28 protein-coding genes are annotated in these 24,321 nt (G+C 57.0%); 18 read left to right on the top strand and 10 right to left on the bottom strand.

Annotated elements, in window-relative coordinates; genetic code table 11:
* Window positions 1-30: 30 nt before the first annotated feature.
* On the top strand, window positions 31-627 hold the full coding sequence (locus ACR0NM_RS18630) for a LolA family protein (RefSeq protein ID WP_170398828.1): 597 nt from the start codon (window positions 31-33) through the stop codon (window positions 625-627).
* Between the two features lie 15 nt (window positions 628-642).
* On the opposite strand, the gene ACR0NM_RS18625 is transcribed toward ACR0NM_RS18630, so the two are convergent.
* Complete coding sequence (locus tag ACR0NM_RS18625) at window positions 643-1,224, bottom strand: transglycosylase SLT domain-containing protein (RefSeq protein ID WP_170596806.1); 582 nt, start codon at window positions 1,222-1,224, stop codon at window positions 643-645.
* Window positions 1,225-1,284: 60 nt separating this feature from the next.
* Window positions 1,285-2,166 carry an AEC family transporter gene (locus ACR0NM_RS18620; protein WP_170611299.1) on the bottom strand — a complete coding sequence of 294 codons (882 nt, stop codon included), beginning with the start codon at window positions 2,164-2,166 and terminating at the stop codon, window positions 1,285-1,287.
* 80 nt (window positions 2,167-2,246) lie between these two features.
* On the opposite strand from ACR0NM_RS18620, the gene hspQ reads away from it, so the two are divergent.
* Window positions 2,247-2,573, top strand: a complete 327-nt coding sequence (hspQ, locus tag ACR0NM_RS18615; protein WP_170398818.1) for a heat shock protein HspQ — start codon at window positions 2,247-2,249, stop codon at window positions 2,571-2,573.
* A gap of 24 nt (window positions 2,574-2,597) precedes the next feature.
* On the opposite strand, the gene ggt is transcribed toward hspQ, so the two are convergent.
* From ggt to ACR0NM_RS18600, 3 genes are all read right to left on the bottom strand, one after another.
* Window positions 2,598-4,175 (bottom strand): gamma-glutamyltransferase, encoded by a 1,578-nt coding sequence (gene ggt, locus ACR0NM_RS18610; protein WP_480616120.1) that lies wholly within the window; start codon window positions 4,173-4,175, stop codon window positions 2,598-2,600.
* A gap of 212 nt (window positions 4,176-4,387) precedes the next feature.
* Complete coding sequence (locus ACR0NM_RS18605) at window positions 4,388-4,804, bottom strand: ATP-binding protein (protein ID WP_480616118.1); 417 nt, start codon at window positions 4,802-4,804, stop codon at window positions 4,388-4,390.
* Window positions 4,805-4,859: 55 nt separating this feature from the next.
* Window positions 4,860-5,198 (bottom strand): STAS domain-containing protein, encoded by a 339-nt coding sequence (locus tag ACR0NM_RS18600; RefSeq protein ID WP_480590898.1) that lies wholly within the window; start codon window positions 5,196-5,198, stop codon window positions 4,860-4,862.
* Window positions 5,199-5,299: 101 nt separating this feature from the next.
* Here ACR0NM_RS18600 and ACR0NM_RS18595 point away from each other — a divergent pair, with 101 nt between their 5' ends.
* Both ACR0NM_RS18595 and ACR0NM_RS18590 read left to right on the top strand, forming a co-directional pair.
* The gene (locus ACR0NM_RS18595) at window positions 5,300-6,472 is read left to right on the top strand and encodes a thiolase family protein (protein ID WP_480616116.1); all 1,173 of its coding nucleotides are present in this window, start codon (window positions 5,300-5,302) and stop codon (window positions 6,470-6,472) included.
* Between the two features lie 74 nt (window positions 6,473-6,546).
* A complete protein-coding gene (locus ACR0NM_RS18590; protein ID WP_170425832.1) occupies window positions 6,547-6,999 on the top strand; it encodes a GAF domain-containing protein in 453 nt (150 codons plus the stop codon).
* An 11-nt stretch (window positions 7,000-7,010) separates the two neighbouring features.
* Here the strand turns inward: ACR0NM_RS18590 and ACR0NM_RS18585 are convergent, their stop codons facing one another.
* Entirely contained in the window at window positions 7,011-7,295 is a 285-nt protein-coding gene (locus tag ACR0NM_RS18585) for a DUF1294 domain-containing protein (protein ID WP_170406651.1), read from the bottom strand.
* Between the two features lie 117 nt (window positions 7,296-7,412).
* Between ACR0NM_RS18585 and ACR0NM_RS18580 the strand changes: the two genes are divergently transcribed.
* The 9 genes from ACR0NM_RS18580 to rarD all read left to right on the top strand — a co-directional run bounded on the left by ACR0NM_RS18580 (window position 7,413) and on the right by rarD (window position 18,129).
* Window positions 7,413-7,982, top strand: coding sequence for an XRE family transcriptional regulator (locus ACR0NM_RS18580; RefSeq protein ID WP_170398796.1), 570 nt, complete (start codon window positions 7,413-7,415; stop codon window positions 7,980-7,982).
* Window positions 7,982-8,605: a LysE family transporter gene (locus tag ACR0NM_RS18575; protein WP_170398791.1), complete on the top strand. Its 624-nt coding sequence runs from the start codon at window positions 7,982-7,984 to the stop codon at window positions 8,603-8,605. The genes ACR0NM_RS18580 and ACR0NM_RS18575 overlap by 1 nt, the downstream gene beginning before the upstream one ends.
* 4 nt (window positions 8,606-8,609) lie before the next feature.
* The gene (locus ACR0NM_RS18570) at window positions 8,610-8,990 is read left to right on the top strand and encodes a GFA family protein (RefSeq protein ID WP_170508877.1); all 381 of its coding nucleotides are present in this window, start codon (window positions 8,610-8,612) and stop codon (window positions 8,988-8,990) included.
* Window positions 8,991-9,005: 15 nt separating this feature from the next.
* Window positions 9,006-11,456 (top strand): GcvT family protein, encoded by a 2,451-nt coding sequence (locus ACR0NM_RS18565; RefSeq protein ID WP_480616114.1) that lies wholly within the window; start codon window positions 9,006-9,008, stop codon window positions 11,454-11,456.
* 24 nt (window positions 11,457-11,480) lie between these two features.
* Window positions 11,481-12,527, top strand: coding sequence for an alcohol dehydrogenase family protein (locus ACR0NM_RS18560; RefSeq protein WP_480616112.1), 1,047 nt, complete (start codon window positions 11,481-11,483; stop codon window positions 12,525-12,527).
* Window positions 12,528-12,538: 11 nt separating this feature from the next.
* Complete coding sequence (locus ACR0NM_RS18555; protein ID WP_480616110.1) at window positions 12,539-13,432, top strand: homocysteine S-methyltransferase family protein; 894 nt, start codon at window positions 12,539-12,541, stop codon at window positions 13,430-13,432.
* Between the two features lie 9 nt (window positions 13,433-13,441).
* Window positions 13,442-14,422, top strand: coding sequence for a GlxA family transcriptional regulator (locus ACR0NM_RS18550; protein ID WP_480585772.1), 981 nt, complete (start codon window positions 13,442-13,444; stop codon window positions 14,420-14,422).
* An 89-nt stretch (window positions 14,423-14,511) separates the two neighbouring features.
* Entirely contained in the window at window positions 14,512-16,965 is a 2,454-nt protein-coding gene (locus ACR0NM_RS18545; protein ID WP_480616108.1) for a GcvT family protein, read from the top strand.
* A 258-nt stretch (window positions 16,966-17,223) separates the two neighbouring features.
* On the top strand, window positions 17,224-18,129 hold the full coding sequence (gene rarD, locus ACR0NM_RS18540) for an EamA family transporter RarD (protein ID WP_480616106.1): 906 nt from the start codon (window positions 17,224-17,226) through the stop codon (window positions 18,127-18,129).
* On the opposite strand, the gene ACR0NM_RS18535 is transcribed toward rarD, so the two are convergent.
* Window positions 18,126-18,785 carry an SGNH/GDSL hydrolase family protein gene (locus tag ACR0NM_RS18535; protein WP_480616104.1) on the bottom strand — a complete coding sequence of 220 codons (660 nt, stop codon included), beginning with the start codon at window positions 18,783-18,785 and terminating at the stop codon, window positions 18,126-18,128. The genes rarD and ACR0NM_RS18535 overlap by 4 nt on opposite strands.
* Before the next feature lie 47 nt (window positions 18,786-18,832).
* Window positions 18,833-19,243, bottom strand: coding sequence for a nuclear transport factor 2 family protein (locus ACR0NM_RS18530; protein WP_170398766.1), 411 nt, complete (start codon window positions 19,241-19,243; stop codon window positions 18,833-18,835).
* A gap of 97 nt (window positions 19,244-19,340) precedes the next feature.
* Between ACR0NM_RS18530 and ACR0NM_RS18525 the strand changes: the two genes are divergently transcribed.
* The gene (locus tag ACR0NM_RS18525) at window positions 19,341-19,988 is read left to right on the top strand and encodes an RluA family pseudouridine synthase (RefSeq protein WP_170406617.1); all 648 of its coding nucleotides are present in this window, start codon (window positions 19,341-19,343) and stop codon (window positions 19,986-19,988) included.
* 2 nt (window positions 19,989-19,990) lie between these two features.
* Here the strand turns inward: ACR0NM_RS18525 and ACR0NM_RS18520 are convergent, their stop codons facing one another.
* Window positions 19,991-20,182, bottom strand: a complete 192-nt coding sequence (locus ACR0NM_RS18520; RefSeq protein ID WP_170732509.1) for a hypothetical protein — start codon at window positions 20,180-20,182, stop codon at window positions 19,991-19,993.
* Window positions 20,183-20,286: 104 nt separating this feature from the next.
* On the opposite strand from ACR0NM_RS18520, the gene ACR0NM_RS18515 reads away from it, so the two are divergent.
* From ACR0NM_RS18515 to ACR0NM_RS18500, 4 genes are all read left to right on the top strand, one after another.
* Entirely contained in the window at window positions 20,287-20,979 is a 693-nt protein-coding gene (locus tag ACR0NM_RS18515) for a helix-turn-helix transcriptional regulator (RefSeq protein WP_480616102.1), read from the top strand.
* A gap of 118 nt (window positions 20,980-21,097) precedes the next feature.
* A complete protein-coding gene (locus tag ACR0NM_RS18510; RefSeq protein ID WP_170398755.1) occupies window positions 21,098-21,769 on the top strand; it encodes a YiaD family glycine zipper/OmpA-like lipoprotein in 672 nt (223 codons plus the stop codon).
* A gap of 96 nt (window positions 21,770-21,865) precedes the next feature.
* Window positions 21,866-22,408, top strand: coding sequence for an NAD(P)H-dependent oxidoreductase (locus tag ACR0NM_RS18505; protein WP_170508861.1), 543 nt, complete (start codon window positions 21,866-21,868; stop codon window positions 22,406-22,408).
* Between the two features lie 45 nt (window positions 22,409-22,453).
* Window positions 22,454-23,266, top strand: a complete 813-nt coding sequence (locus tag ACR0NM_RS18500; RefSeq protein ID WP_480616099.1) for an HTD2 family dehydratase — start codon at window positions 22,454-22,456, stop codon at window positions 23,264-23,266.
* On the opposite strand, the gene ACR0NM_RS18495 is transcribed toward ACR0NM_RS18500, so the two are convergent.
* The gene (locus ACR0NM_RS18495; protein ID WP_480616097.1) at window positions 23,258-24,292 is read right to left on the bottom strand and encodes an NAD(P)/FAD-dependent oxidoreductase; all 1,035 of its coding nucleotides are present in this window, start codon (window positions 24,290-24,292) and stop codon (window positions 23,258-23,260) included. The genes ACR0NM_RS18500 and ACR0NM_RS18495 overlap by 9 nt on opposite strands.
* Window positions 24,293-24,321 lie beyond the last annotated feature (29 nt).

Below are 24,321 nucleotides of genomic sequence, written 5' to 3'. Positions count from 1 at the left end.
TAACAAGGGCAGAACGCCTATCTGGGTCCTATGAAACAGATTGCTTTTGCCCTTGCTCTGACACTGGCTGCGCCCGCCGCGTGGGCGGCTGAAAAGCTGCCACTGTCGCAAATCTCTAACTACCTGAACCAGATGAAGACGGTTCAGACCACATTCACGCAGGTGAATGATGACGGATCGCTTAGCACCGGTAAGCTGTGGCTCGAGCGGCCCGGAAAAATGCGGTTCGAATATGATCCGCCCAACAGCGCGGTAGTTTTGGCGCGGTCAGGGACGGTGCAGATCTTTGACCCCAAATCCAATCAGCCGCCCGAACAGTACCCGCTGAAACGCACACCGCTGTCACTGGTGTTGGCGCGGAATGTCAATCTGGGGCAAGCCAATATGGTTGTTGGGCACGATTTTGACGGTACCGCCACGGTTGTGACGGCTCAGGACCCCAAGAATCCGGAAAGCGGGCGGATCGAGTTAATGTTCACATCCAATCCGGTTGAGCTGCGCAAATGGGTGATCCACGATAACGCTGGAAGTCAAACGACCGTACTGCTGGGGCCGTTGACTGAAGGCGGAAACCTCGATTCCAGCGTGTTTTCAAGCAAAACCCGTATCAGGTCAGACGATCGCTGACCTGACAGGGTTTGTTTAGTAACGGCAGTTCGCCAGCTGCGCCTGATACAGTTGCGCTCGGGCGTCTACATCATTCGCAACGTTCAACAGCCAAGATTTGCCGTTGTAGCTGCCGCGCGCGTAGCCGGTTTGCCCTTCGTGATAGGCCAGGTATTGGTTACGCGCGTCGGTGGGATGAATCCCGTTCCGCTCATAGCTTTTGTTCATGTACCAGCCAATGAAATCTGACGCATCACGGATGCGATCCCGCTTGGCGCGGCGTTTGCCGGTTTCGCGCTGATACTGCTCCCACGTGCCATCAAGTGCCTGACCATAGCCGTAAGCACTGCTTTGGCGACCCATCGGGATGACGCCCAGCACGTATTTGTGCGGTGTGCGCGCATCTGCGCGATAACGGCTTTCTTGGTAAATCGTGGCCATCTGAACGTGAACGGGGACACCCCATTTGCGCTCGGTGCTTTTGAAAGCCTTGATATAATCGGGTTTTTCGCGCGCAATGCTGCACGCGTCATTCAGTCTGCTCGGTGGCTGTTTGGACCCGCCACCACAGGATGCCAAAAGCAGCACCCCGAAGAGTACGAAAAGAATTCTGCTCATGTGCCTCGTGCCTTTTTTCTTTATTCTAGCGCAGATTGAGCTCTGAGGAAATCACAATCGTTACAGAATAATAGCGAGAATTATAGGCAGTGCGGCAACCGATAGCACGGTCGAGACCATGACCATGCCTGCAACCGCATCTGAATCCGCCTCAAACCGCTCTGCCAGCAGGTATGAGGTGACAGCGACTGGGGTACACATCTGCAAAACTAAAACTCCGAAAGCCACAGGGCCCAGTTCAAAACTGATGGCAAGAACCCAGCCCAACCCGAAGCACACCGCGAGTTTCAGCAAGGACAACCATATAGCCTGTTGCAGCTTCTGTGTTGTCAGGCGTGCAATCGCGACCCCAAGGGTGATCAGCATCATAGGCACCGCCATCTGGCCCAACAGTTCCAGTGTGTTGGTTAGAAACAGTGGCGTCTGCCATCCACGCCACAGAAACAATGCCCCCAGCAGCGTGGCCCAGACCATCGGCTCGCGCAGAACCTTGCCAAAGGCGCCGCGCCCCGCGACCAGATAGATACCGTAGGTAAAAGAAAACAGAGCGGTAACGGCCAAAAAGATCACCGCGAAACCCAATCCAGCCTGCCCAAAGGCAAAGATGCACAAAGGCAGGCCCAGATTCCCAGTGTTACCGAAGATAAGAGGTGACAGATAGGTCCGCTGCTCAAGCCCTGAGGCACGTACAAAGACCCAGAAAACCACCGCCAAAGCAACATGTGATGCAATCGCAGCGAGCGTGAAAACGGTCAATTCACCGCCAGGAATGTCGGTTTGCATCAAAGCTACGAAGATCAGGCTGGGCACTGCAAGCGTCACCGCAAACCGCGTGACAAATTGTAACCGATACTCGAACCCGAGCTTGACCCACGCAAACCCGATCCCGGCCAGAAGGAACACCGGGGCAACGATTTCGAACACTGTTAGGAGTAGGTTCACAGACTGTTTCCCCGAATTTCAGCTCATTGGTTGGCTTTTCTGCCCGAAAAGATGTACTAAATGCTTTGGGGGCCGAAACAATGCTAAAGACACAAGCCAAGTACCGCCTGGGACAGGTGGTTCGACACCGTAGACACCCTTTTCGAGGGGTCATTTTTGATGTCGATCCGGAATTCTCGAACTCGGAAGAATGGTATCAGGCCATTCCTGAAGACAGTCGCCCGCTGAAGGATCAGCCGTTCTATCATTTGCTGGCTGAGAATGATCAATCCTTCTATGTCGCTTATGTTTCAGAACAAAATCTGGTTGAGGACCAATCGGGTGAGCCGGTAGACCATCCCGATATCCCCAACATGTTCGGCCCGTTTCAGGATGGATCTTATCCGCTGCACTTTCAGTTGAACTGAATATGTCCGTCATAATGGCGTGTGTCAGTAGCCTAATGCGCAACCATCTTTACGGGGATCGCTAGCACCTTCCAGAACTCCGTTTGAACAGATTCGAATGGCTTGCGCACCACCCAGAGACGTTTCCGGTATTTGGACAGTGTGCCCCATATCGGATAATTGTTGCAGAACGGCATCGGAATAGCCTCGCTCAATTTTCAGAACGCCCCCATCTGCAAATGCCCGAGGCGCATCGATGGCTTCCTGCAGCTCTATGTCGAAATCCGTGAGATTTGACACTAACCGCGCGTGTCCGGTTGGTTGATAGGCACCTCCCATGACACCAAAGGGCATCGCGATGCGGCCTTGGGCGCGCAACATTCCCGGTATGATTGTGTGCATTGGTCGCTTTCCACCGGCAAGCTCATTTGGATGACCGGGTTCGAGGTTGAAACCCGCCCCCCGATTCTGCAGCAAAATGCCGAACTTTTCCGAAGCGATGCCCGACCCGAACCCGTGGTAGATCGAATAAATAAGTGAAACGGCCATGCGATCCCGGTCAACCACGGTGATATAGACGGTGTCTTTGTGAACAGACTCGGTCAAGGGAGCGGCGGCAGCCATGGCGCGTTTCGGATTGATCAGCGCGGCAAGTTGGGCGGCTGTCTCAGGTGCAAGAAAATGAGCCATCCGCGTGCTGTGGTCGGGATCGGCGATGAAACGATTGCGTGCGTCGTAGGCCAGTTTGCTGGCCTCGGCTTCGATATGTACGCGTTCAGCCCCCCAAGGGTCCATTGCGGCCAGATCGAAGTGCTTCAAGATATTCAGCAACAGGATTGCCGTCGCGCCCTGACCATTCGGTGGGTGCTCGACCAGTTCGACCCCGCCATAATCTCCGCTGACGGGCACAGTTTCATCGCTTTGCACGGCCGCGAAATCCTGCGCAGTCTGTACTCCACCCAGATCGGACAGGGCCGCAAGCATGTCATCGACAATCTCACCAGAATAAAATGCCTTTTGACCGTGTTGGGCCACGCGCCGAAGAACTTCTGCCTGACCGGGTGCGCGAAAAACCTGCCCGGTTTGCAGGGGTTTGCCGTCAATCAGGTAATGATCACGGGCCGCGCCTTGCAGGGTGGATGCGCTGTTCTTCCAATCAAAGGCAACGCGTGGAGCCACCGGAACACCTGACTCGGCATAATGGATTGCGGGTTGCAGGATTGCTTCCAGGCCCAGCCGACCTTCGGTTTTTGCTAAACGGCAGAATGCCTCAACCGCTCCGGGAATTGTCACGGCATCCGGGCTGGTCTCGGGAACCGAATTTGAACCGCGATCCCGCAATGCCTGTGCATCCGCTGCTGCCGCGGCCCGACCCGAACCGTTTAGTGCGCGAACAGTCTGCTCGCCTGCGCGATTGTACAGAACAAAGCAATCTCCACCCAAGCCGGTCATTTGCGGCTCGCAAATTCCCAGAAGCACTGCGCCTGCAATGGCTGCGTCCATGGCATTGCCGCCCTGCTGCAGAATATCCAGCGCGATTTTGGCGGCCAACGGATGGGACGTTGCGCACATCCCTTCGGTTGCCAAAACTTCAGAACGGCCTGTCTTGTGAAAATCGCGCATGGGTCTTTCCTTCTGCAAACACGCAGACACTAAGCCGCAGCTGGGAATTGTCCAATGCTATCAGAGGAAGGAGGTCCTCGGCGCCGCTCACTGGGTGGGGGCTGTGACGCTAGGCGCCGAGGGAAGCTATCTGAGCTACCCCTTACTTATGACCTTTGTTTGCGGCGCGACAATGGTTCGATCTAGGCCTTATTGTGGCCATTTGATGCCTGCTAGGGCATCTGGTCGAAGTCGAACCGCAAGCAGAGCAGGTTCCCGCCGCTTTTGCGTTCATATTGTATGTCGCTGGCAAGTTGATGAATCAGGTGCCAGCCAAAGCCGCCCTCGGGCAGGTCCTGCAAAGCAGTGTCGACAGATGGTGGAGTGCCGCTCGGTATCTGCAATTCGGGCATCGGGTCGCCGGTATCGGTGATCTGAATCACCAGCTTCTTTGCACATAATGAGCAATCGATTTGAACGTCAGCGGCGGCCACCCCGGCATAGGCATGTTCGACCACGTTGTTGATCGCTTCGGTCAGCGCGATTCTTACGTCATCTGCTTTGCTTTCCGGCAATCCCTGCGCCGCCAGCCGTGCGCTCAATGCCGCGATCCCTGCGCTGGCCTGCGCTTGTGTCGCGGGAAAGCTCACCTCCAGGCAGTTTTGTTTGCAATTCGAGCACACGCTGTTCCACCTCTGCCGGTCGTCAGTCTGCACCAGCGCCGATCGCCTCATCCAGCGATTTGAAAAGTCTGAACACGGTGTCCATGCGGGTCAGGCGGAACACTTTTTCAACGATCGGGCGCAACCCGGCCAGATCCAATCTGCGCCCTTTCTCCAATTGTTTCATCGAGGCGACAATGGCGCCCAGACCGCTGGAGTCGATGAATTCGACAGAAGACAAATCCAACACCACCCGTTTGGCAGGGGTTTGGGTTTCCGCGCGCATATCTTCCTTGAATTGAATCGCCATCGCGGCATCAATTCGATCACAATGAACGGATATTATCTGTGTCTCGCCGGTGATCTCGCTGCTGAGCCCCATGTTCGTCCGCCTTTGGCAATGCAAAATGATGGTAGAAATACGCTAGACGGTAATTCTTACCATTCGGTATCCATAGGCTGGAAAGTTCAAGGAGATTTCGGATGAACGAGGTTGTGATAGCAGGTGCCGCGCGTACACCAATGGGCGGCTTTCAGGGCATGTTTGACGGCGTCGCCGCTGCTGATCTGGGCGGTGCTGCTATCCGCGCAGCGCTGGAGGGTGCTAGCATTCGGACCGTGGATGAGGTGCTGATGGGCTGCGTCCTGCCTGCCGGCCAGGGACAGGCCCCGGCGCGTCAGGCTGGGTTTGCCGCCGGTCTGGGAGAAGATGTACCTGCCACAACGCTCAACAAAATGTGCGGTTCAGGCATGAAGGCCGCAATGATCGCGTTTGATCAGATCGCTTTGGGCCATACTCAGACCATGGTCGCTGGCGGGATGGAGAGCATGACCAACGCGCCCTATCTGCTGCCCAAGATGCGCGGTGGCGCCCGGATCGGACATGGGCAGGTCGTCGATCACATGTTTCTGGACGGGCTCGAAGACGCCTATGACAAAGGTCGGCTTATGGGCACGTTTGCCGAGGACTGTGCCGAATCCTATCAGTTCACGCGCGAGGCGCAGGACGAATACGCCCTGCGATCGCTTTCGAACGCGCTGTCCGCGCAGGAAAATAATGCGTTCGACCAGGAAATTACACAGGTCAAGATTCAGGCTCGTAAAGGCGAGGTTGTGCTGGACGCGGATGAGCAACCAAAATCGGCGCGGCCCGAGAAGATACCCACATTGAAACCAGCCTTTCGCAAGGATGGAACGGTAACGGCGGCCAATTCTTCTTCGATCTCGGATGGCGCAGCCGCCCTTGTGCTTGCCTCGGCAGAGGCGGCAGAACAGCAGGGCCTGACCGTGCGCGCACGAATTCTTGGCCACGCCAGTCACGCGCAGGCACCGGGGCTGTTCACAACTGCTCCGGTTCCGGCAGCGCAGAAATTGTTGGTCCGTATCGGTTGGAAAAAAGAGGATGTCGATTTGTGGGAGGTTAACGAAGCCTTCGCCGTGGTACCGATGGCCTTCATGCACGAAATGGGCTTGTCCCGTGAGATCGTGAATGTGAATGGCGGCGCATGTGCGCTTGGCCACCCGATAGGTGCCTCGGGGGCTCGGATTATGGTCACGCTGCTCAATGCGCTGGAAAAGCGAAATCTCAAGCGCGGTGTCGCTGCAATCTGCATTGGCGGCGGAGAAGGGACGGCCATCGCAATAGAACGCGTTTGACGCTTTGTCTTTTTGCAAATACTCGGGGAATTGGCGGCAGCGCCCGCAGTTCCCCGGATGCAAGGTCTACCAACATGAAAGCCGACTACGACACACTCGCCAAAACCATAGCCGCCTTGACCGACGGTGAAACCGACGAGGTTGCATTGATGGCTACGGTGGCATGCGAAGTGCATCACTCGGACGACCGATTCGACTGGACGGGATTTTACCGCGTAACTGAGCCCGAAGTGCTAAAGATCGGGCCTTATCAGGGGGGGCATGGCTGCCTGGTAATCCCTTTTGAACGCGGTGTGTGTGGTGCGGCTGCCCGTACAGGGCAAGTGCAATTGGTTTCGGATGTAGATGCTTTCCCCGGCCATATCGCTTGTGCGTCATCCACTCGGTCCGAGTTGGTTCTACCAGTGCGGGATGCGAATGGTAACGTGATCGCTGTCTTTGATATCGACAGCGACCAGCCCGACGCGTTTACCAAAGATGATGCGACCGCACTTGGTGCTATTCTAACGGATGTATTTGCGCGTTAGAGGGTTCCGAGCTATCGCAAAAATGCGCCAAGATCTCGGGACATAATCAGATAGCAAAGCCCGGCCTGAAACGCTGTGATCGTGTATAGCCAAGCCGAGAAACCGCGCTTGCGGGTCTTGTGCCCGAAGATCCAGCGCCCCAGTAGCGCGGCCAAGCTGCCACCTAGTGCCGCCAACCATAACAAGCGCCGCTCGGGGATGCGTCGCCTTCTACGGCGCGCGCGCAGCTTATCCCAGCCAAACGCCATCAAAGTCAGGGCATTAATGGCCCAAAGATAGATTACGGCAATCCACATGGACCGTGCATAGCCAACTAAATTTGCAGACCCAAGTGAAAAAATGCTTGGAAATTTCACCGATTCGAGGCACCGTGAAAAAGTAACAGAAAATTTCACGCAGACTCGGAGCGCAACTTGAATTCGCAAGCCCCTCATAGCGCATCCCTCGGTGCCGATCTGCGCGCACTGCGCAAGGCGCGTGGGCTGACTCTGACTGAGCTCGCCAACCGATTGGATCGGTCCGTTGGCTGGCTCAGCCAGGTCGAGCGTGACATGTCCGAGCCGTCGATTTCGGATCTACGCCAGATTGCCGAATGTCTGGGTGTGCCGATGTCGATGCTGTTTGCCCATTCCGCTGCGCCGGCGGATGAGCAAGGGTATATTGTGCGGGCAGGGTCCCGTCGCCCGATGGGCTCTGGTGAAGAAGGGTTGATCGAAGAACTGCTTTCGCCTGACCTGACCGATGATTTCGAGATGGTGCATTCGACCTTTGAGCCGCATTCGCAGATGCAGACCCCGGCAAACCGGCCGACGCAGGAAGTCGGCTATATGGTTTCAGGCCGTCTGGAACTGACGATCGGCTCGCGCAGCTTTCAGGTCGGCCCCGGCGATAGCTTCCGGATCAAGCACGAGCCCTACACTTGGTCCAACCCCTTTGATGAGCCCGCTGTGGCCATCTGGGTCATCGCCCCGCCGGTGTACTGATGAGTTTTGAGGCCTGGACCATATTCGCTCTGTTCTGGGTGGTGTTCGTTACCACCCCGGGGCCGAATGCGGTCAATTGCATCTCAAATGGGATGAGCCTGCCGTTCTCCAAGGCTATGTTGGGTGTCTTGGCTATTTTGACTCAGGCGAGTGTGTTCCTGATCCTCTCGGCTGTGGGAATCACAGCGTTGATTGCCGCGTCGCCAACGGGTTTCTTTGTCGCCAAACTTATCGGGGCCGGGTTTCTGATCTGGATGGGCATTCGCGGTTGGATGAACGCAGCGAAACCCGCTCCGGCATCAGAGCGTCCGGCAAGACATGTTTACTTTCACGCGTTGGCTGTTGCCACGATCAACCCCAAAAGCGTCGCCGGATACCTTGCGGCGTTTTCGCAATTTGTGCAGCCGGATGTACCCATCTGGCAGCAGATGGCGGTGATCATGCCGACGGCACTGGTCATCACGACGCTCAGCTATACCGGGTTCACCTTGCTGGGGGCGCTGATGGGCAAGGCTGCGTTGGGGGCGGTGTTCAATATCTGGGTACGCCGCGTGATGGCGACCTGTTTCATCATTTATGGCGTTTTGCTGGGTGCCAGTTCGACGCCGACAGCGAGGGGGTAAGGATATGCATGCCGGATCATGTCTGTGCGGCGCGGTCGCTTTTGTTGTTGACGGAGACCTCACGCCACCAAATGCCTGCCATTGTGGACAGTGTCGCAAACAGTCGGGTCACCTGTGGGCCTCGACCGTTACGCATCAGGACAATCTCCGCTTTACCACCAGCGAAACGCTGGGCTGGTATCGCGCCTCTGACATTGCCAAGCGCGGATTTTGCCGCGCTTGTGGCTCGTTCCTCTTCTGGCAGCACAATGACGAGGACACGATCGCAATTTCCGTGGGCTCATTGGATGAGCCGACCGGGTTGAAACTCGCCCAGCACATCTTCGTTGCGGACAAGGGCGATTACTATGACATCAAAGACGACCTGCCCCAGCGGGCACACTAATAGGGAACCAAACACATGAGTGATTTTCCAACCAAGGCCCGTGTGGTCATCATCGGCGGCGGCGTTGTGGGCTGTTCATCGCTGTATCATCTGGCCAAGAAGGGCTGGACGGATTGTGTTCTGCTGGAAAAGAACGAACTGACCGCAGGCTCGACATGGCACGCAGCGGGTAACGTTCCGACGTTTTCGACCTCGTGGGCGATCATGAACATGCAGCGCTATTCGACCGAACTGTATTCGCGCCTCGCGGACGAGGTCGACTATCCGATGAACTATCACGTTTCTGGGTCGATCCGTCTGGCGCACAGCAAGGAGCGGATGCAGGAATTCGAACGGGCCATGTCCATGGGCCGATATCAAGGCATCCCGATGGAGATGTGGACTCCGGAAGAGGCCAAGGAACGCTATCCTTTCCTGGAGACCCATGATCTTGAAGGCGTTCTGTATGACCCGACCGATGGTGACATTGACCCGGCGCAGCTGACTCAGGCTCTGGCCAAGGGAGCGCGGGATATGGGGCAAAAGATCATCCGATTCTGCCCGGCAACCGGTGTGACACAGCAGGACGACGGCACATGGACCGTACATACCGAAAAGGGTGATATTGCCTGCGATTATGTGGTGAACGCCGCCGGTTACTATGCGCAGCGCGTAGGGGAATGGTTCAAACCCTTTGGCGGCCGAACCGTCCCGGCAATGGTCATGAGCCATCAGTATCTGCTGACTGACGAAGTTCCCGAAATCGAAGCGTGGTCGAAAGAAAATGGTGGCAAGAAGCTGCCGCTGCTGCGCGATGTCGATATCTCGTACTACCTGCGGCAAGAGAAGAATGGCTTCAATCTTGGCCCTTATGAACCCAATTGCAAGGGCCACTGGATGACCGAGGATGACCCGATGCCCGAGGATTTCAGCTTCCAACTGTGGAACGATGATCTGGACCGGATCGAGGATATCGTCACCGATGCGATGGAACGGGTTCCGCTGATGGCAACCTCGGGCGTTGGTCGCGTCATCAATGGCCCGATCCCCTATGCGCCAGATGGTCTGCCGTTGATTGGCCCGATGCCGGGTGTGACAAACGCGTTCGAGGCTCATACCTTTACTTTCGGTATCGCCCAAGGTGGAGGTGCAGGCAAAGTTCTGGCCGAATGGATCGTCGATGGTCACACCGAATGGGATATGTGGGCCGTCGATCCGCGTCGTTACACCGACTACACCGATCAGGATTATTGCAATCAGAAAGGGATGGAAGTTTACGGCAACGAATACGCCATGCATTTCCCACATCACGAATGGCCTGCCGCACGCGACAAGAAGGTCTCGCCTGTGCACGCCAAGGTCAAGGAATTGGGCGGTGTCATGGGCGCGTACAACGGCTGGGAACGCGCAAACTGGTTTGCGCAAACCGGCGATGACACGTCACTGGAAGCCACCCATACCTGGGGACGTTCGGGCCCCTGGGAGCAACGGGTCAAAGAAGAATGCGAAGCCGTGCGTGATCACTGCGGGGTGCTGGATCTGCCGGGCTTCTCGCGGTTCTGGATACAAGGCGAGGGGGCGGATGACTGGCTGCGTGGCTTCTGTACCGGAGGTATCCCTAAAGCAGGGCGCATGAATCTGATCTATGTCTCGGATGAAAGAGGGCGCATTTTGACCGAGCTGTCCTGTATCCGTCTGGCTGAGAACAATTTCGTCCTAATCACTGCTGCCACGGCACAGTGGCACGATGGTGATTTGATCCGCAATTCGGTGCCCGAAGGTGTGACCGTTCGGGAAACCACAACCGAGCGCGACACACTGATCGTGACCGGACCGATGACGCGGAATGTATTGTCCGGCATCACCGATGCAGATTTGCAGCAAGGGTGGCTGACCCACCAATTCGCCAAAGTGGCCGGGCAGGATGCCTTCCTGATCCGTGTATCTTTCGCGGGTGAGTTGGGTTGGGAAATCCATGCTGAAAATGATGCGATGCCCGCCATCTACGAAGCTGTGCTGGCTGCCGGAGCGAAACCCTTTGGCATGTATGCGTTGAATTCGCTGCGGATCGAGAAAGGCTATCGCGCGTGGAAAGGCGACCTAAGCACAGATTACTCTCTGCTGGAAGGTGGTTTGGGGCGCTTTGTCAAGCTCGATAAACCTCAGGATTTTGTTGGCAAAGCAGCCATTCAGAACGAAAAACAGCAAGGCGTTAAAAAGTCCTTTGTCACTCTGATCGTGGACGCAGATGAGGTCGATGCGCCTTACATGTCCTGCATCTGGAGCGGTGATGAGATCGTGGGTGAAACCACATCGGGTGCGTGGGGGTATCGCATTGGTGCCTCGGTCGCGCTGGGCATGGTGCGCGCAGATCTGGCTGTCCCGGGAACTGAGCTAGAGGTTGAAATCTACGGACAGAAATGTCGTGCTGTTGTTCAGGAGGATCAGCCGCTCTGGGATCCTGCAAATGAACGGTTGAGGGCCTGACCCCTACGACAGAAAGGCGCTGATATGACCCGGCAGATGGAAGGCGTATATCTGACTGGCCATGGAGGTCCTGAGGTGTTGGAATGGCGGGAAGACGTCCCCGTTCCGACCCCCGGTCCAGGGCAGGTTCTGGTGCGCGTCGCCGCTGCCGGGGTCAACAACACCGACATCAACACGCGGATCGGCTGGTACTCGCCGGATGTTACAGAAGCGACGGATGCGGTAGATCAGCAGGTTGAGGCCGGCGGGTGGGGAGGTGCGCTGCACTTTCCCCGCATCCAAGGCGGTGATCTGTGTGGGATTGTTGAAGAGGTTGGACCGGGGGCAGCGTTCAAGCCCGGCCAACGCGTGACCTGTCCTATCAACTTGCCACGCCCGGGGCCAGGTAGACCGCATGGTTTTATTGCGCTTGGTTCAGAAATCGACGGAGCGTTTGCCCAATACTGTCTGGTCGAGAGCAATGATCTCTATGATGTGACCGCCTCGCCCCTATCAGACGTGGAAATCGCCGCTATTCCCTGCGCGTTTGGGACCGCAGAAAACCTGCTGACTCGCGCTGGTGTGTCGGCAGGCCACACAGTGCTGATTACAGGGGCTTCAGGCGGTGTGGGCCTCGCCGCGGTCCAGCTCGCGGCGCTACGAGGAGCGACGGTCTGGGGGGTGACAAGCGCTGCCAAGGCGGATGTGGTCAAAGCGCAGGGGGCGTCGGCAACCTTTGACCGGGATGCGCAGCTGCCGAAGGATATGTTCGATGTCGTCATCGATGTGGTGGGCGGCTCGGCTTGGCCCGATCTCATACTGGCGCTGAAACCCGGCGGGCACTATGCGGTGTCAGGTGCAATCGCTGGCCCCATCGTCAGCGCCGATTTGCGAGACATCTATCTGCGCGACATCACAATCCATGGCTGCACCCATCAGCCTCCCGAAGTCTTTGGCCGACTTGTTGTGCTGATGAATGCAGGTCGGATCAGGCCTTTGGTCTCAAAAACCTACCCGTTGCGTGACATTGTTCAGGCGCAAGAGGATTTTATGTCCAAGACCTTGCCCGGGAAACTGGTATTAATACCGTGAAAGGGGGGTAGATGGCTGACATTACGCTTTTAGATGGTTCGATCGGGCAGGAACTGGTGAAACGCAGCGGTGACCAGCCCACGCCTTTGTGGTCAACGCGGGTGATGATCGACAAACCTGACTTGCTGACCGAAGTTCACGCGGCCTATTTCCGCAGTGGCGCGACGATTGCCACCACGAATACCTATGCCATTCACCGCTCGCGGCTGGTGCGTGAGGGGATCGAAGACCAGATGCCACGTCTGATCGAGGCTGCTCTTTCGCGGGCCGAGCAGGCTTGCGCGGGAACTGACGGTCGTATCGCTGGTGCGCTTGGTCCGCTTTTGGCCAGCTACCGGCCCGATCTGAACCCCGACCCAGACGATGCGGCTGAAAAATTTGCCGAGCTGGCTCAACTGATGGCAGACCGGGTTGATCTGTTCCTGATCGAAACCGTGTCCTCGGTTCTGGAAGCCGAAGGTGCGCTTCGCGGTACCGAGAATTGCGGCAAACCCGTCTGGCTGGCATTGTCGGTTATGGATGATGACGGCACGCGATTGCGGTCAGGCGAAGCGCTGGAGGACATCGCCCCGCTTGTTGCGCGTTACGCCCCCGAGGCCGTTTTGATCAACTGCGCGCGCCCGGAAGCGATTCCGGCTGCACTGGAGATCATCGCAAAGCTGGGTCGCCCGTTCGGCGCTTATGCCAATGGCTTTACTGGTATCAAAGACGGTTTTTTGAAGGAAGCCCCGACGGTTGACTCTCTGGAAAGCCGTCATGACCTAGACCCTGACGCCTATGCGCAGCATGCCATGGGCTGGGTGGCGCAGGGCGCGACGATCGTTGGCGGTTGCTGCGAAGTTGGGCCAGATCACATCGAAACCCTTGCCGACAGTTTACGCGCGGCCGGGCACACAATTGTTTGAGTGTGCCTCATGTCGATCCGCAACAAATCTGAACGGCGAAAAGATCGGGATCAGCAGCATTTCGATATTCTGGTTGCACCCGGTTTCGTGTTGCTTGAATTGGCCTCGTTGGTCGATGTGTTGCGCCTGGCTAACCGGGTTTGCGCGCATCCTCCGTTCACATTCACTTACCGGTCCCGAAAGGGGGGGCCTGTTGAAAGCAGCAGTTGCGCGACGGTGTCGACCGAAACCATACCTGCGCAGCCCGATGCGGATTATCTGTTTGTGATCGGAAACTCGGATCCGGATCAGCCAGAGCTTTCTTTAGGTCGCGTCGTGCCCGACTATACGTACCGGGGAGCCCAGGTCTTTTTGCTGGCCGAAGCGGCAAGCAGGTACATCGATGAAAACGGCGCTGATCATATGGCAACCCATTGGGAAAACGCCTCTTTCTTACGCGAACGTGGCGCGCGGTTTGAGGCCAAGCTTTCAATTGCGACCGAACAGGGTTCGGTGGTCACCTGCGCGGGAATGGAGGCAACGACGGATGTGGCACTGGCGGTGATTGGACGGCACATTTCGGGTGCCGCCAAGATGACAGTTGCGGATATCATGCTGCACGAGAACATCCGCGATTTCTCATCCATGCAGCCGTTTTCGGGCGCTCGGAATACAGCCACAGGTGACGCAAAGCTGGATCAATGTATCAAGCTGATGCAGGCGAATATCGAAGAACCGTTACCGATCAATCAGATCGTTGACATGTTACACGTGTCGAACAGATCGCTTGAGCGCAAGTTCAAGGCAACTTTCGCAACCACTCCAAACGGATTCTACCGAGAAATGCGCTTGGCCAAAGCCAACAACCTGCTTTTGAACACAACGATGAGCGTGCGGGAAATCGGCTTGGTGTGCGGCTTTCCAAACGGATTCTCATCCGTTTACAAAAGCGTCTTTGGCGTCACTCCGTTTGTTCTGAGACGTCAAAAAAGACGTGCAGAATATAGGTGATTTTCGCGATTGAGATGACGTTTTTGACGCTTTTTTTGTCGATCCTTCATGGCATTTTGCAAAAAACCTGAGACAGCGGAGACATCAGGATGGTTGATCTTCCCACCAAGGCCCGTGTGGTCATCATCGGCGGCGGCGTCATCGGATGCTCGGTCGCGTATCACCTTACCAAGAAAGGGTGGACCGATGTTGTGCTGCTTGAGCGCAAGCAACTGACCAGCGGCACCACATGGCATGCTGCAGGTCTGATTGCGCAGCTGCGCGCGACCGCAAACATGACCAAGCTGGCTAAGTACAGTCAGGAACTATATGGCGCACTTGAGGAAGAAACTGGCGTTGCCACAGGGTTCAAGCGTTGCGGATCGATCACGGTGGCCCTGACTGAAGAGCGCAAGGAAGAGATCTATCGTCAGGCCGCCATGGCCCGCGCCTTCGGGGTTGAGGTCGAAGAGATCGACAATGATCGTGTGCAGGAGCTGTATCCCCATCTGAACCTCGAAGGGGTCAAGGGGGCGGTTTATTTGCCTTTGGACGGGCAGGGTGATCCAGCGAATATCGCTCTGGCTTTGGCTAAAGGTGCGCGTCAGCGCGGTGGCGTCGTCAAAGAACGTGTGAAAGTCACCGACATCGTCAAGCAGGGTCGTAAAGTCACCGGCGTGGACTGGATTGCGGACGATGGCAGTTCCTCGGGCCATATCGAATGCGACATGGTGGTGAACTGTGCGGGCATGTGGGGCCACGAGGTTGGTAAGATGGCAGGTGTGAACGTACCGCTTCACGCCTGCGAACATTTCTATATCGTGACCGAAGGGATCGACGGGCTGACCCAACTGCCGGTGCTGCGCGTACCGGATGAATGTGCCTACTACAAAGAGGATGCCGGAAAAATCCTGCTGGGCGCGTTTGAGCCAAATGCAAAACCCTGGGCGATGAACGGCATCCCCGACAGTTTCGAATTCGACCAGTTGCCAGAGGATTTCGATCACTTTGAACCAATACTCGAAGCGGCCTGCAATCGGATGCCGATGTTGGCCGAGGCGGGGATTCACACCTTCTTTAACGGCCCCGAATCCTTTACGCCGGATGATGCCTATCACTTGGGACTCGCCCCCGAGATGGATAACGTTTGGGTCGCTGCAGGGTTCAACTCGATCGGTATTCAGTCGGCGGGTGGTGCCGGTATGGCACTGGCCGAGTGGATGGACTCGGGCGAGAAACCGTTCGATCTGGGCGATGTTGACATCAGTCGCATGCAGCCGTTTCAGGGCAACAAGCAGTACCTCTTTGAACGTTCGAAAGAGACGCTCGGCCTGCTTTATGCCGACCACTATCCCTATCGCCAAAAGGCCACCGCGCGCGGTGTGCGCCGGGCACCGTTTCACCATCACCTGATCGAACAGGGTGCTGTGATGGGCGAATTGGCTGGGTGGGAGCGCGCCAATTGGTTTGCCAACGAAGGTCAGGAACGAGAATATCAATACAGCTGGAAACGGCAGAACTGGTTCGAGAATTCGGCTGCCGAACACCGTGCCGTGCGCGAAAATGTAGGCATGTATGACATGTCGTCCTTCGGCAAAATCCGCGTCGAAGGGCCGGATGCCGAGAAATTCATGAACTATATCGGCGGCGGCGATTATTCAGTGCCTAATGGCAAGATCGTCTACACCCAATTTCTGAACCGTAGCGGTGGGATCGAGGCCGATGTCACGGTCACCCGGCTGACCGAAACCGCTTATCTGGTTGTCACCCCCGCGGCGACCCGGTTGGCGGATCAGACCTGGATGATGCGTCATGCAGGCGGCTTCAGTGTTGTTATCACCGATGTCACCGCTGGCGAGGGCGTTTTGGCCGTCATGGGGCCGAATGCGCGTGCATTGCTTGAAAAGGTTTCGCCCGCTGATTTCTCGAACAGGACTAACCCCTTTGGCACGGCACAACAGATTGAGATCGGTATGGGTCTCGCTCGCGCCCACAGGGTGACTTATGTGGGTGAGCTAGGGTGGGAGATCTATGTGTCGTCCGACATGGCAGGTCATGTTTTTGAGGCGCTGCACGAAGCCGGACAAGATATGGGCCTGAAACTCTGCGGCATGCACATGATGGACAGTTGCCGGATCGAGAAGGGTTTTCGCCATTTCGGTCATGACATCACCTGCGAGGATCACGTGGTCGACGCGGGATTGGGATTTGCCGTCAAAGTGGACAAAGGCAGCGATTTCATCGGTCGTGGGGCGGTGATGGCCCGCAAGGAAAGCGGGCCCAAGAACCGGCTTGTCCAGTTTAGACTGACTGATCCCGAACCACTGTTGTTCCACAACGAACCAATCGTGCGCGATGGTGAATATGTAGGTTACCTTAGCTCGGGCAATTATGGTCACACGCTGGGTGGTGCCATTGGTCTGGGCTATGTGCCCTGCGAGGGCGAAAAGCCTGCAGACGTGCTGGCCTCGACCTATGAGATCGATGTCTGTGGTGTGAAAGTCCAGGCAGAGGCGTCGTTGAAACCGATGTACGATGCGAAATCCGAGCGGGTCAAAGTCTAGAAAACATCGACAGGGGTAGGCTCTGCCCCACCGTCCGTAACGGGCGACGCGCGCGAGAGTATTTTTGGCCAGATCAACAAGGGATCACCTGCTCATCTGGCCAACAATATCCATGAGCGTGAGACAGCGCTTCGCATGTAGGTTGGCTGCAGAACGCGCGACCTATCAGAAACTTTGATGCCCTGCTTCACAGTTTTGATAGTTCCCAAGCCCATCTGATTTGCCGTAGAGAAACACGGTATCAGTCGGAGACTCTCTGTGGCAGACACCCGCGTACCACCAAACAATACCGATACGTCCAAAGGGCTGGCGTTGGCTGTGATGGCCTATGTGCTTTGGGGCTTCCTGCCGCTTTACATGAAAGCAATGGAACATATCGGCCCGATCGAGGTAGTCGCGCATCGGGTGATCTGGTCGGTGCCGGTGGCCGGGCTGCTGCTGATAGCGCTCGGGCGGACCGGCGATCTGAAAACTGCACTTCGCAATCCCAAAATGTTGGGTATGGCGGCAATTACAGCGGCGCTGATCTCAGTCAACTGGGCGATTTATGTCTGGGCGATTTCATCGGGGCATGCGCTGGACGCGGCTTTGGGCTATTATATCAACCCTTTGTTCAGCATTGCGTTGGGTGCGATATTGCTGCGTGAACCTCTGAACCGAACACAGTTGGTTGCGGTCGGGTTGGCCGCTTTGGGGGTGTTGGTACTAGTGTTTCAGGCGGGAAGCTTACCCTGGGCGGCTTTGGGCTTAATGTTCAGCTGGGGGTTTTATGCGTTCTTCAAGCGCTCACTCCCAATTGGGCCCAACCAAGGGTTTTTGTTGGAAGTCCTGATTCTACTGATACCCGCCCTGGCCTACGTCACCTGGCTTGGAACAAGTGGTGCCGGGCATTTTGGAGCAGCCGTGTCAGACACTGCGCTGCTTGCGGGCGCGGGGCTGGTGACTGCAATTCCGTTGCTGCTTTATGCCAATGGGGCCAAACTGGTGCGTCTGTCGACGATGGGTATCCTGCAGTACATCGCGCCCACGATGATTTTTATCACCGCGATCACGTTGTTCGGAGAGCGTATTGATCAGGCAAGATTGATCGCGTTCCCCCTGATCTGGGCCGGGTTGATTGTGTATTCTATCCCGATGATCCGGCAAATACGGTCTCAGGCCTAGCGAATGAGCTGGGCAAGCTGTTCCGCCCAGATTGCATAGGCCTTGGGGCTTGGATGATATCCGTCCGGCGCGGCGAGCGCCGGGTCATCGGGCAGGTTCAGCGCCAGATGTGAAACTTGCGGATATGCTGCAGCCACCGTCTGCAAGCCGTGATCCAGCCTTGCAGCCTGTTGCCCCAAAAACCAGGCGAGCGGCTGAGGCAGAGCGGGAAAACGCGCCATCTGAGGAACCGCAGACACGATCACCTGCCGGGCTTTCATCGGCCCGGTCAGAAGGTCCAATAGGCGTGCTTGGTGGTCCTCAAAGCTCTGTCTACTTACCGCTCGGGTCACGTCGTTCACACCCAGCGCCGTTATGGCTACATCAAACTGTACGGAAAGCCCTTGCAGCTGCTCAATTGTGTTTTGAGTGGTATTCCCGGTGGCCGCCTCAAGCCGCCATTCCACAGTATAACGCTTTGCCAATTGGCCGACCAGTTGCCCGGATAGTGCCTGGCCTTGTGTGCCCGCCCCAACGCCAGCGGCCGAGCTGTCCCCAGTGATCAACAAGCGCAGTCTGGGCCCGCGCCCTGCACGCCCTTGGCGGGGACCAGTCGGTTCTGGCAGAAATTGCGCATTGCGTCTTACCGCGATCCCCTGAATGGCGAGAACAGGCAAAAGCGGAATTCTGAGAATCTGATCGGCGGCAACAGGCAAAGGAACCGTTAGCTCAGTGCATCTTTGAACTTTAGAAAGCGCGCATCTTTCATGACTCGTGCCATCATGGCTTCGCGCAAGGCTCCGACGGTCTTGTAAGGACGCATGACGACCTCAAATTCCTGAATAAGCCCGTCTGCGTTTAGCGTGATCAAGTCTACACCCACGGCGTCCAAGGCACCGACTTTGCATTGAAACTCCAATGCCCAATCGTCGCCGTCACCCATGATCCGACGATATTGAAATTCGGAAAACACCTGACCCACATGACCCAGAACCGCTGCAACAGGTTCACGCCCGGTCCAGGTGCTGTAGTAAGTGGGTGGTGAAAACCGAACATCTTCGGCCAGCAACTCTTGGATCAGGCCTTCATCGCCCTTGGCCACCACTTCTTGCATTCGTTTGATCGTCGGGTGCATACCGTCTTCCCTCTTGTTGACCAAAGAGTTGCTGAACCTTTTCACTCACGCAAGGACGACGTTGCGGGAGGGGGCCGCCTGAGATAGGCAAGCGCGCATGAGCGAAACCTATGATCCCCCAAACTCTCCTCTGGATGTGCTGTTTGAAGACACGCAATTGATCGTGGTGAACAAGCCGGCGGGTTTGTTATCGGTGCCGGGGCGGGGCGCGCATCTTGCTGATTGTCTGCTAACCCGCGTGCAAGTTGCGTTTCCACAAGCGTTGCTGGTGCATCGGTTGGATCGGGATACATCCGGTGTAATGGTGTTTGCACAGACGCCGCATGCCCAGCGGCATCTGGGGCTACAGTTCGAAAATCGCCAGACCCGCAAAACTTATGTCGCGCGCGTATGGGGGCGGGTAGAACCAAAAACGGGAACGGTTGACCTGCCGCTGATCGTCGATTGGCCCAATCGCCCCCGTCAGATGGTCTGTCACGACACCGGCAAGCCTGCTGTTACGGATTGGCGCGTGGTTAAATTCGAGGGCGAGACAACGCGTGTTCGCCTGTCTCCCAAGACCGGACGATCGCACCAGTTGCGGGTTCATATGCAGGCGCTGGGGCATCCTATCTTGGGTGATCCGTTTTATGCCGATGGCGCGGCGCGCGACTTCCCGCGGTTGATGCTTCATTCGGAAGAACTGCGCCTCAAAAATCCCGAAGGCGGGGTGTCGATGAAATTTCGCGCGCCAGCCGAATTCTGATTCTAGGCGTTACTGGTCCAAAGCATCTTCAGGTTTCCCAGCGAAAACCGCCGGGTGCGTTTGACCGGGCGTATAACTTGGCGTTCCCGTGCGGCAGCAATTTCACGTTCGATTTCGAATCCGCGCAAAACGTGACCTTGGGACCAGCGATCCAGTTTCAAGGTCATCATGACGTGATTGTCGAGGTAGGGCATAGTCACTCTCCTGAATTGCAATTGCCCAATCTTCGCCCAACACTCCTGACACCACCTTGTCAGGGAGGTGTGCTAAGTTGTCAGCAGATCTTTAGGAGACCCGGATGCGCCGATCGACACGTCTGTTCGAAATCATTCAGATCTTGCGTGCTGCTGAAGCGCCCGTGACGGCCGATGCGTTGGCCGCCAAGCTCGAGGTTTCGGTGCGCACCGTTTACCGCGATATTGCCGCGTTGCAGGCCCAGCGTACGCCAATCGAAGGCGAAGCGGGTGTTGGCTATCTGATGCGGCGCGGGTATGATCTGCCTCCGCTCAATTTCGACGCCGAAGAGGTTGAGGCCCTGTGGGTGGGCCTGTCGATGCTGGCCCGCACGGGTGACAGCACCTTGCAACAGGCCGCTGACCGAGTTTGTCGGAAGATCGAGGCCCTGCGCGCGCCAGCCGACTGGCTACAGGTTGCGCCCTGGGGCGCACCGATGGATGATCCGAAAAAGGGTTGTGTGCCCGTCGTGAACTATCGCGAAGCGATCCGGGCCGAACGTAAAATTCGCATCACCTACGTGAATTCGGAAGATGAGCGTACCGAGCGCACGATACGGCCCGTCGCCCTGATCTATCATATTGAATGCACCATGCTGGCCGCGTGGTGCGAGCTGCGAAATGGGTTTCGCCATTTCCGCACAGATCGGATCTGGGCATGCGAACTGACCGAGGATCATTTCTGCGGGCAAGGGGAACCTCTGCGCGCGATCTGGCAGGAGCAGAACAGCTGGGATAGCTCCAAAGGGGTCGCCTGAATGGCAGGTATTCGCCGATTTCACTCAATTGTTGCTTGAGGCTCTTTGTTCTCACTGTGTTATACTAAGCGGAACGAAACAAACCCGGTGAACGGGTACGTGAGCAGAAGGTGATTCAATGACGATTTCCAAATGTGTACTGACGGTTGGACTGTGTTCAGCCCTGTTTTTGGGGGCGTGTACCGACCCGGGCACCCTCAGCGTGCAGAACGATCCCAACCAGAATGCCAAGCAAGGCGCGTTGCTGGGTGGTCTGATCGGCGCTGGTGTGGGCGCAATTGCCAATGACTCTGACCCACTGTTGGGGGCGTTGGCCGGTGGGGCCATCGGTGCTGCAGGCGGTGGCGTGATCGGCAACCAACTTGACCGGCAGGCGGCAGAGCTGCGGCAGCAGTTGGCAAATGACGGCATCACGATCGTCAACGCGGGTGATCGCCTGATCGTCACGGTTCCGAATGACATCACCTTTGACACCGACAGTTCCACCGTGCGCCCGGCCTTGCGTGCCGATTTGGTGAAGGTGGGGCAGAATCTGGTCAATTACCCGAATTCGAATGTCCAGATTATCGGTCATACTGACAGTGACGGAGAGGCGTCCTACAACCTCGGACTGTCTGAACGCCGCGCCAATGCGGTGGCTGATATTCTGCAGGCCAATGGTGTCAGCTACGCCCGTATCACTACTGTCGGGCAAGGTGAAAACAACCCGATCGCATCGAACCTGACACCCGAGGGGAAAGCCCAGAACCGGCGGGTCGAGATTGTGGTGGTTCCCAGCGACAACACCTGATCACGCGTCTCGCGCACAATGACTGCGCGTCATCGGGCCTTTGGTTCGATGGTGTCTCGGGATAACTAAGGGGAAACACCAAAGCGGAGTTTCCCCATGTCCCAACCGATCCTTCTTGGCCTTTCCGGCTCGCTACGGCAGGATGCGACCAACCGTAAATTGCTGCGCGAAGCTGCACGCCTGTTCGAACCCGGCACGTTCATTGAGGCTGATCTCAATCTGCCGCTTTATGACGGCGATCTCGAAGTTGGCGAAGGCATACCTGAAACCGTGCAGGTTTTGGCCGATCAGATTGCCAATGCCGATGCGGTGATCATTTCGACCCCGGAGTACAATAAAGGGCCTTCGGGTGTTCTGAAAAACGCGCTGGACTGGGTCAGCCGGACGAAAGGCAAGCCATGGATGGATAAACCGCTCGCTGTCATGTCCGCCGCTGCGGGCCGGGCCGGGGGCGAACGGGCGCAAATGATCTTGCGGTCCTTCATGGTTCCCTTTCAGCCACGCATTCTGCAAGGTCCCGAGCTTCACTTGGCGGACAGCTCGAATGAATTTGATGCAGACGGGCGGCTGTCTAACGACCGCTACGAGCATACGCTGCATAACCTGATGCAGAAGCTGCGGGCAGAGGCCGGGTTTTAATCCCCTTTGCTTGCCGGTCTGTACCGCAACTTCTAGGTTATGCGGATGAAGGATCAAAACCAGATCGAGACTCAGGCCGATGTCGTAGATCCTGCCCGAGCGGCTGCACTGCAGGTAGCATTGGGGCAGGAACCGACGATTGAGGCAGGCTCAGTACTCCCTCCCTTCTTTCATCAGCTCTATTTCTGGTCGCCGCATGTGCCGAGCGATCTTGGGCGTGATGGACATCCGCGGGTAGGCCAAGGTCTGATCCCCGATATGGGACTACCAAGGCGCATGTGGGCAGGTGGGCGACTGCAGTTTCATCAGCCCTTTGTGGCAGGGGTGGCAGCCGAGCGTCGGACGGTCAGAGAAAGCGCCGTGGCAAAGACAGGACGTAGCGGACCGTTGGCATTTGTCACACTGCGTCACGAGATTTGGCAAAAGGGCGCGCTGAGCGTGACCGAATGGCAGGATCTGGTTTATCGTGAAGATCCCTCATCAGATGCACCGGCTCCAAAAGTTCCGATGGCTCGAACGGATGAGTTGGATCACCGCATTGTTGAATTTGATACAACCCTGTTGTTCCGCTATTCGGCGCTGACGTTCAACGGTCACCGGATCCATTACGATCTTGACTATGCACGCGACGTGGAAGGCTATGCCGGGCTGGTTGTCCATGGGCCTCTGCTGGCCCAATTCCTCATGTTGTTCGCAACGGATCTGTTGGGACCCTTGGCAGAGTTCAAATTTCGCGCGTCGTCGCCGCTGATGCATTTCGAAACGGCGACCCTGTGTCGGAACGGTCAGGAGTTTTGGGTGCGTGGACCCGGAGGCCGACAATGCATGTCAGCCAAGGCAATACCGCAATCAGAGTGAAGCTTCGGGCAGAAAATCCTGCGGGATTCTATCGCGCCCTTCCAGCATCAAGTCGGCCATGACCTCGGCCACCTTCGGCGCCATACCAAAACCGATCTTGAATCCCCCATTAGCGATAAACTGCCCTTTGTGCAGGGGATGCGCGCCCAGCATCGGCGCGCGGCTTTTGCTGCGGGGGCGGACACCTGCCCAGCGTTCGATTACTTCCGCCCCGTGCAGAACCGGCACGGCACGCATGGCGCGGTCCAGTACATCGTCCAGAGCGGCATCTGTGCTGGTCGGATCGTCGTATTCGCGTTCTGATGTCGAGCCAATGGCCAACGTACCATCGGCATGAGGCACGATGTGAACGGCATCGGCAAACAACTGTGGTACGTCACCCGCATCAAATCGCAGCAACGCCGCCTGTCCTTTCACGCCGTTGCCGATTGTCTTGCCAAACGCCTTGCTGAGCTCTTGCAGACCCGCAAGTCCAGTGGCGTGTACGACTTGTCCCTTGTCGGGCGCTTCGGCGGTAACTCCTACTCCCATTACGGCAAACGCGGCCACCAGCGCCGCGCAGGCACGCCTTGGGTGCATGCGCGCGCTTAGCGTATCGTGGACGACATATCCCGTCGGGCTGGGTGGGCACCAGGCACCAATCTGATCCACCAACCGGACGCGCCAATCTGCCTGACCCTGCCAGAGTGTTGCAGCTGTTTGTTCACGCGCTTGGGCCAGCTCCAAACCGCGTGCGTCTGGTATGGGTTGCAGACGCCCAAGACGTGCGTAGCCGGGCGACACACCACCGGTGGCCTCGACTTGTTTCCAGAACGGTTCAGCCATGATTAAACTTTCAAACTGGAACGCCTTTTTGGTGTTCCAGTTTTCGGGCACATGTGGGGCCAGCGCGCCAACAAGCCCTCCACTGGACCCCGCGCCCGGACCAAATGGGTCGACGATCTGGACCTTCGCGCCGCGCCGTGCGCAGGTCCAGGCGATGGAGAGGCCAAATATTCCTGCGCCCCGCACCGTCACATCGACCATTGCCAATCCCCTTTTCGTTGTTCAGTGTC

Source organism: Ruegeria sp. AF2, assembly GCF_056542025.1.
The sequence above is the reverse complement of the archived record's forward strand: the minus strand, read 5'-3'. Positions and strand labels throughout refer to the sequence as shown.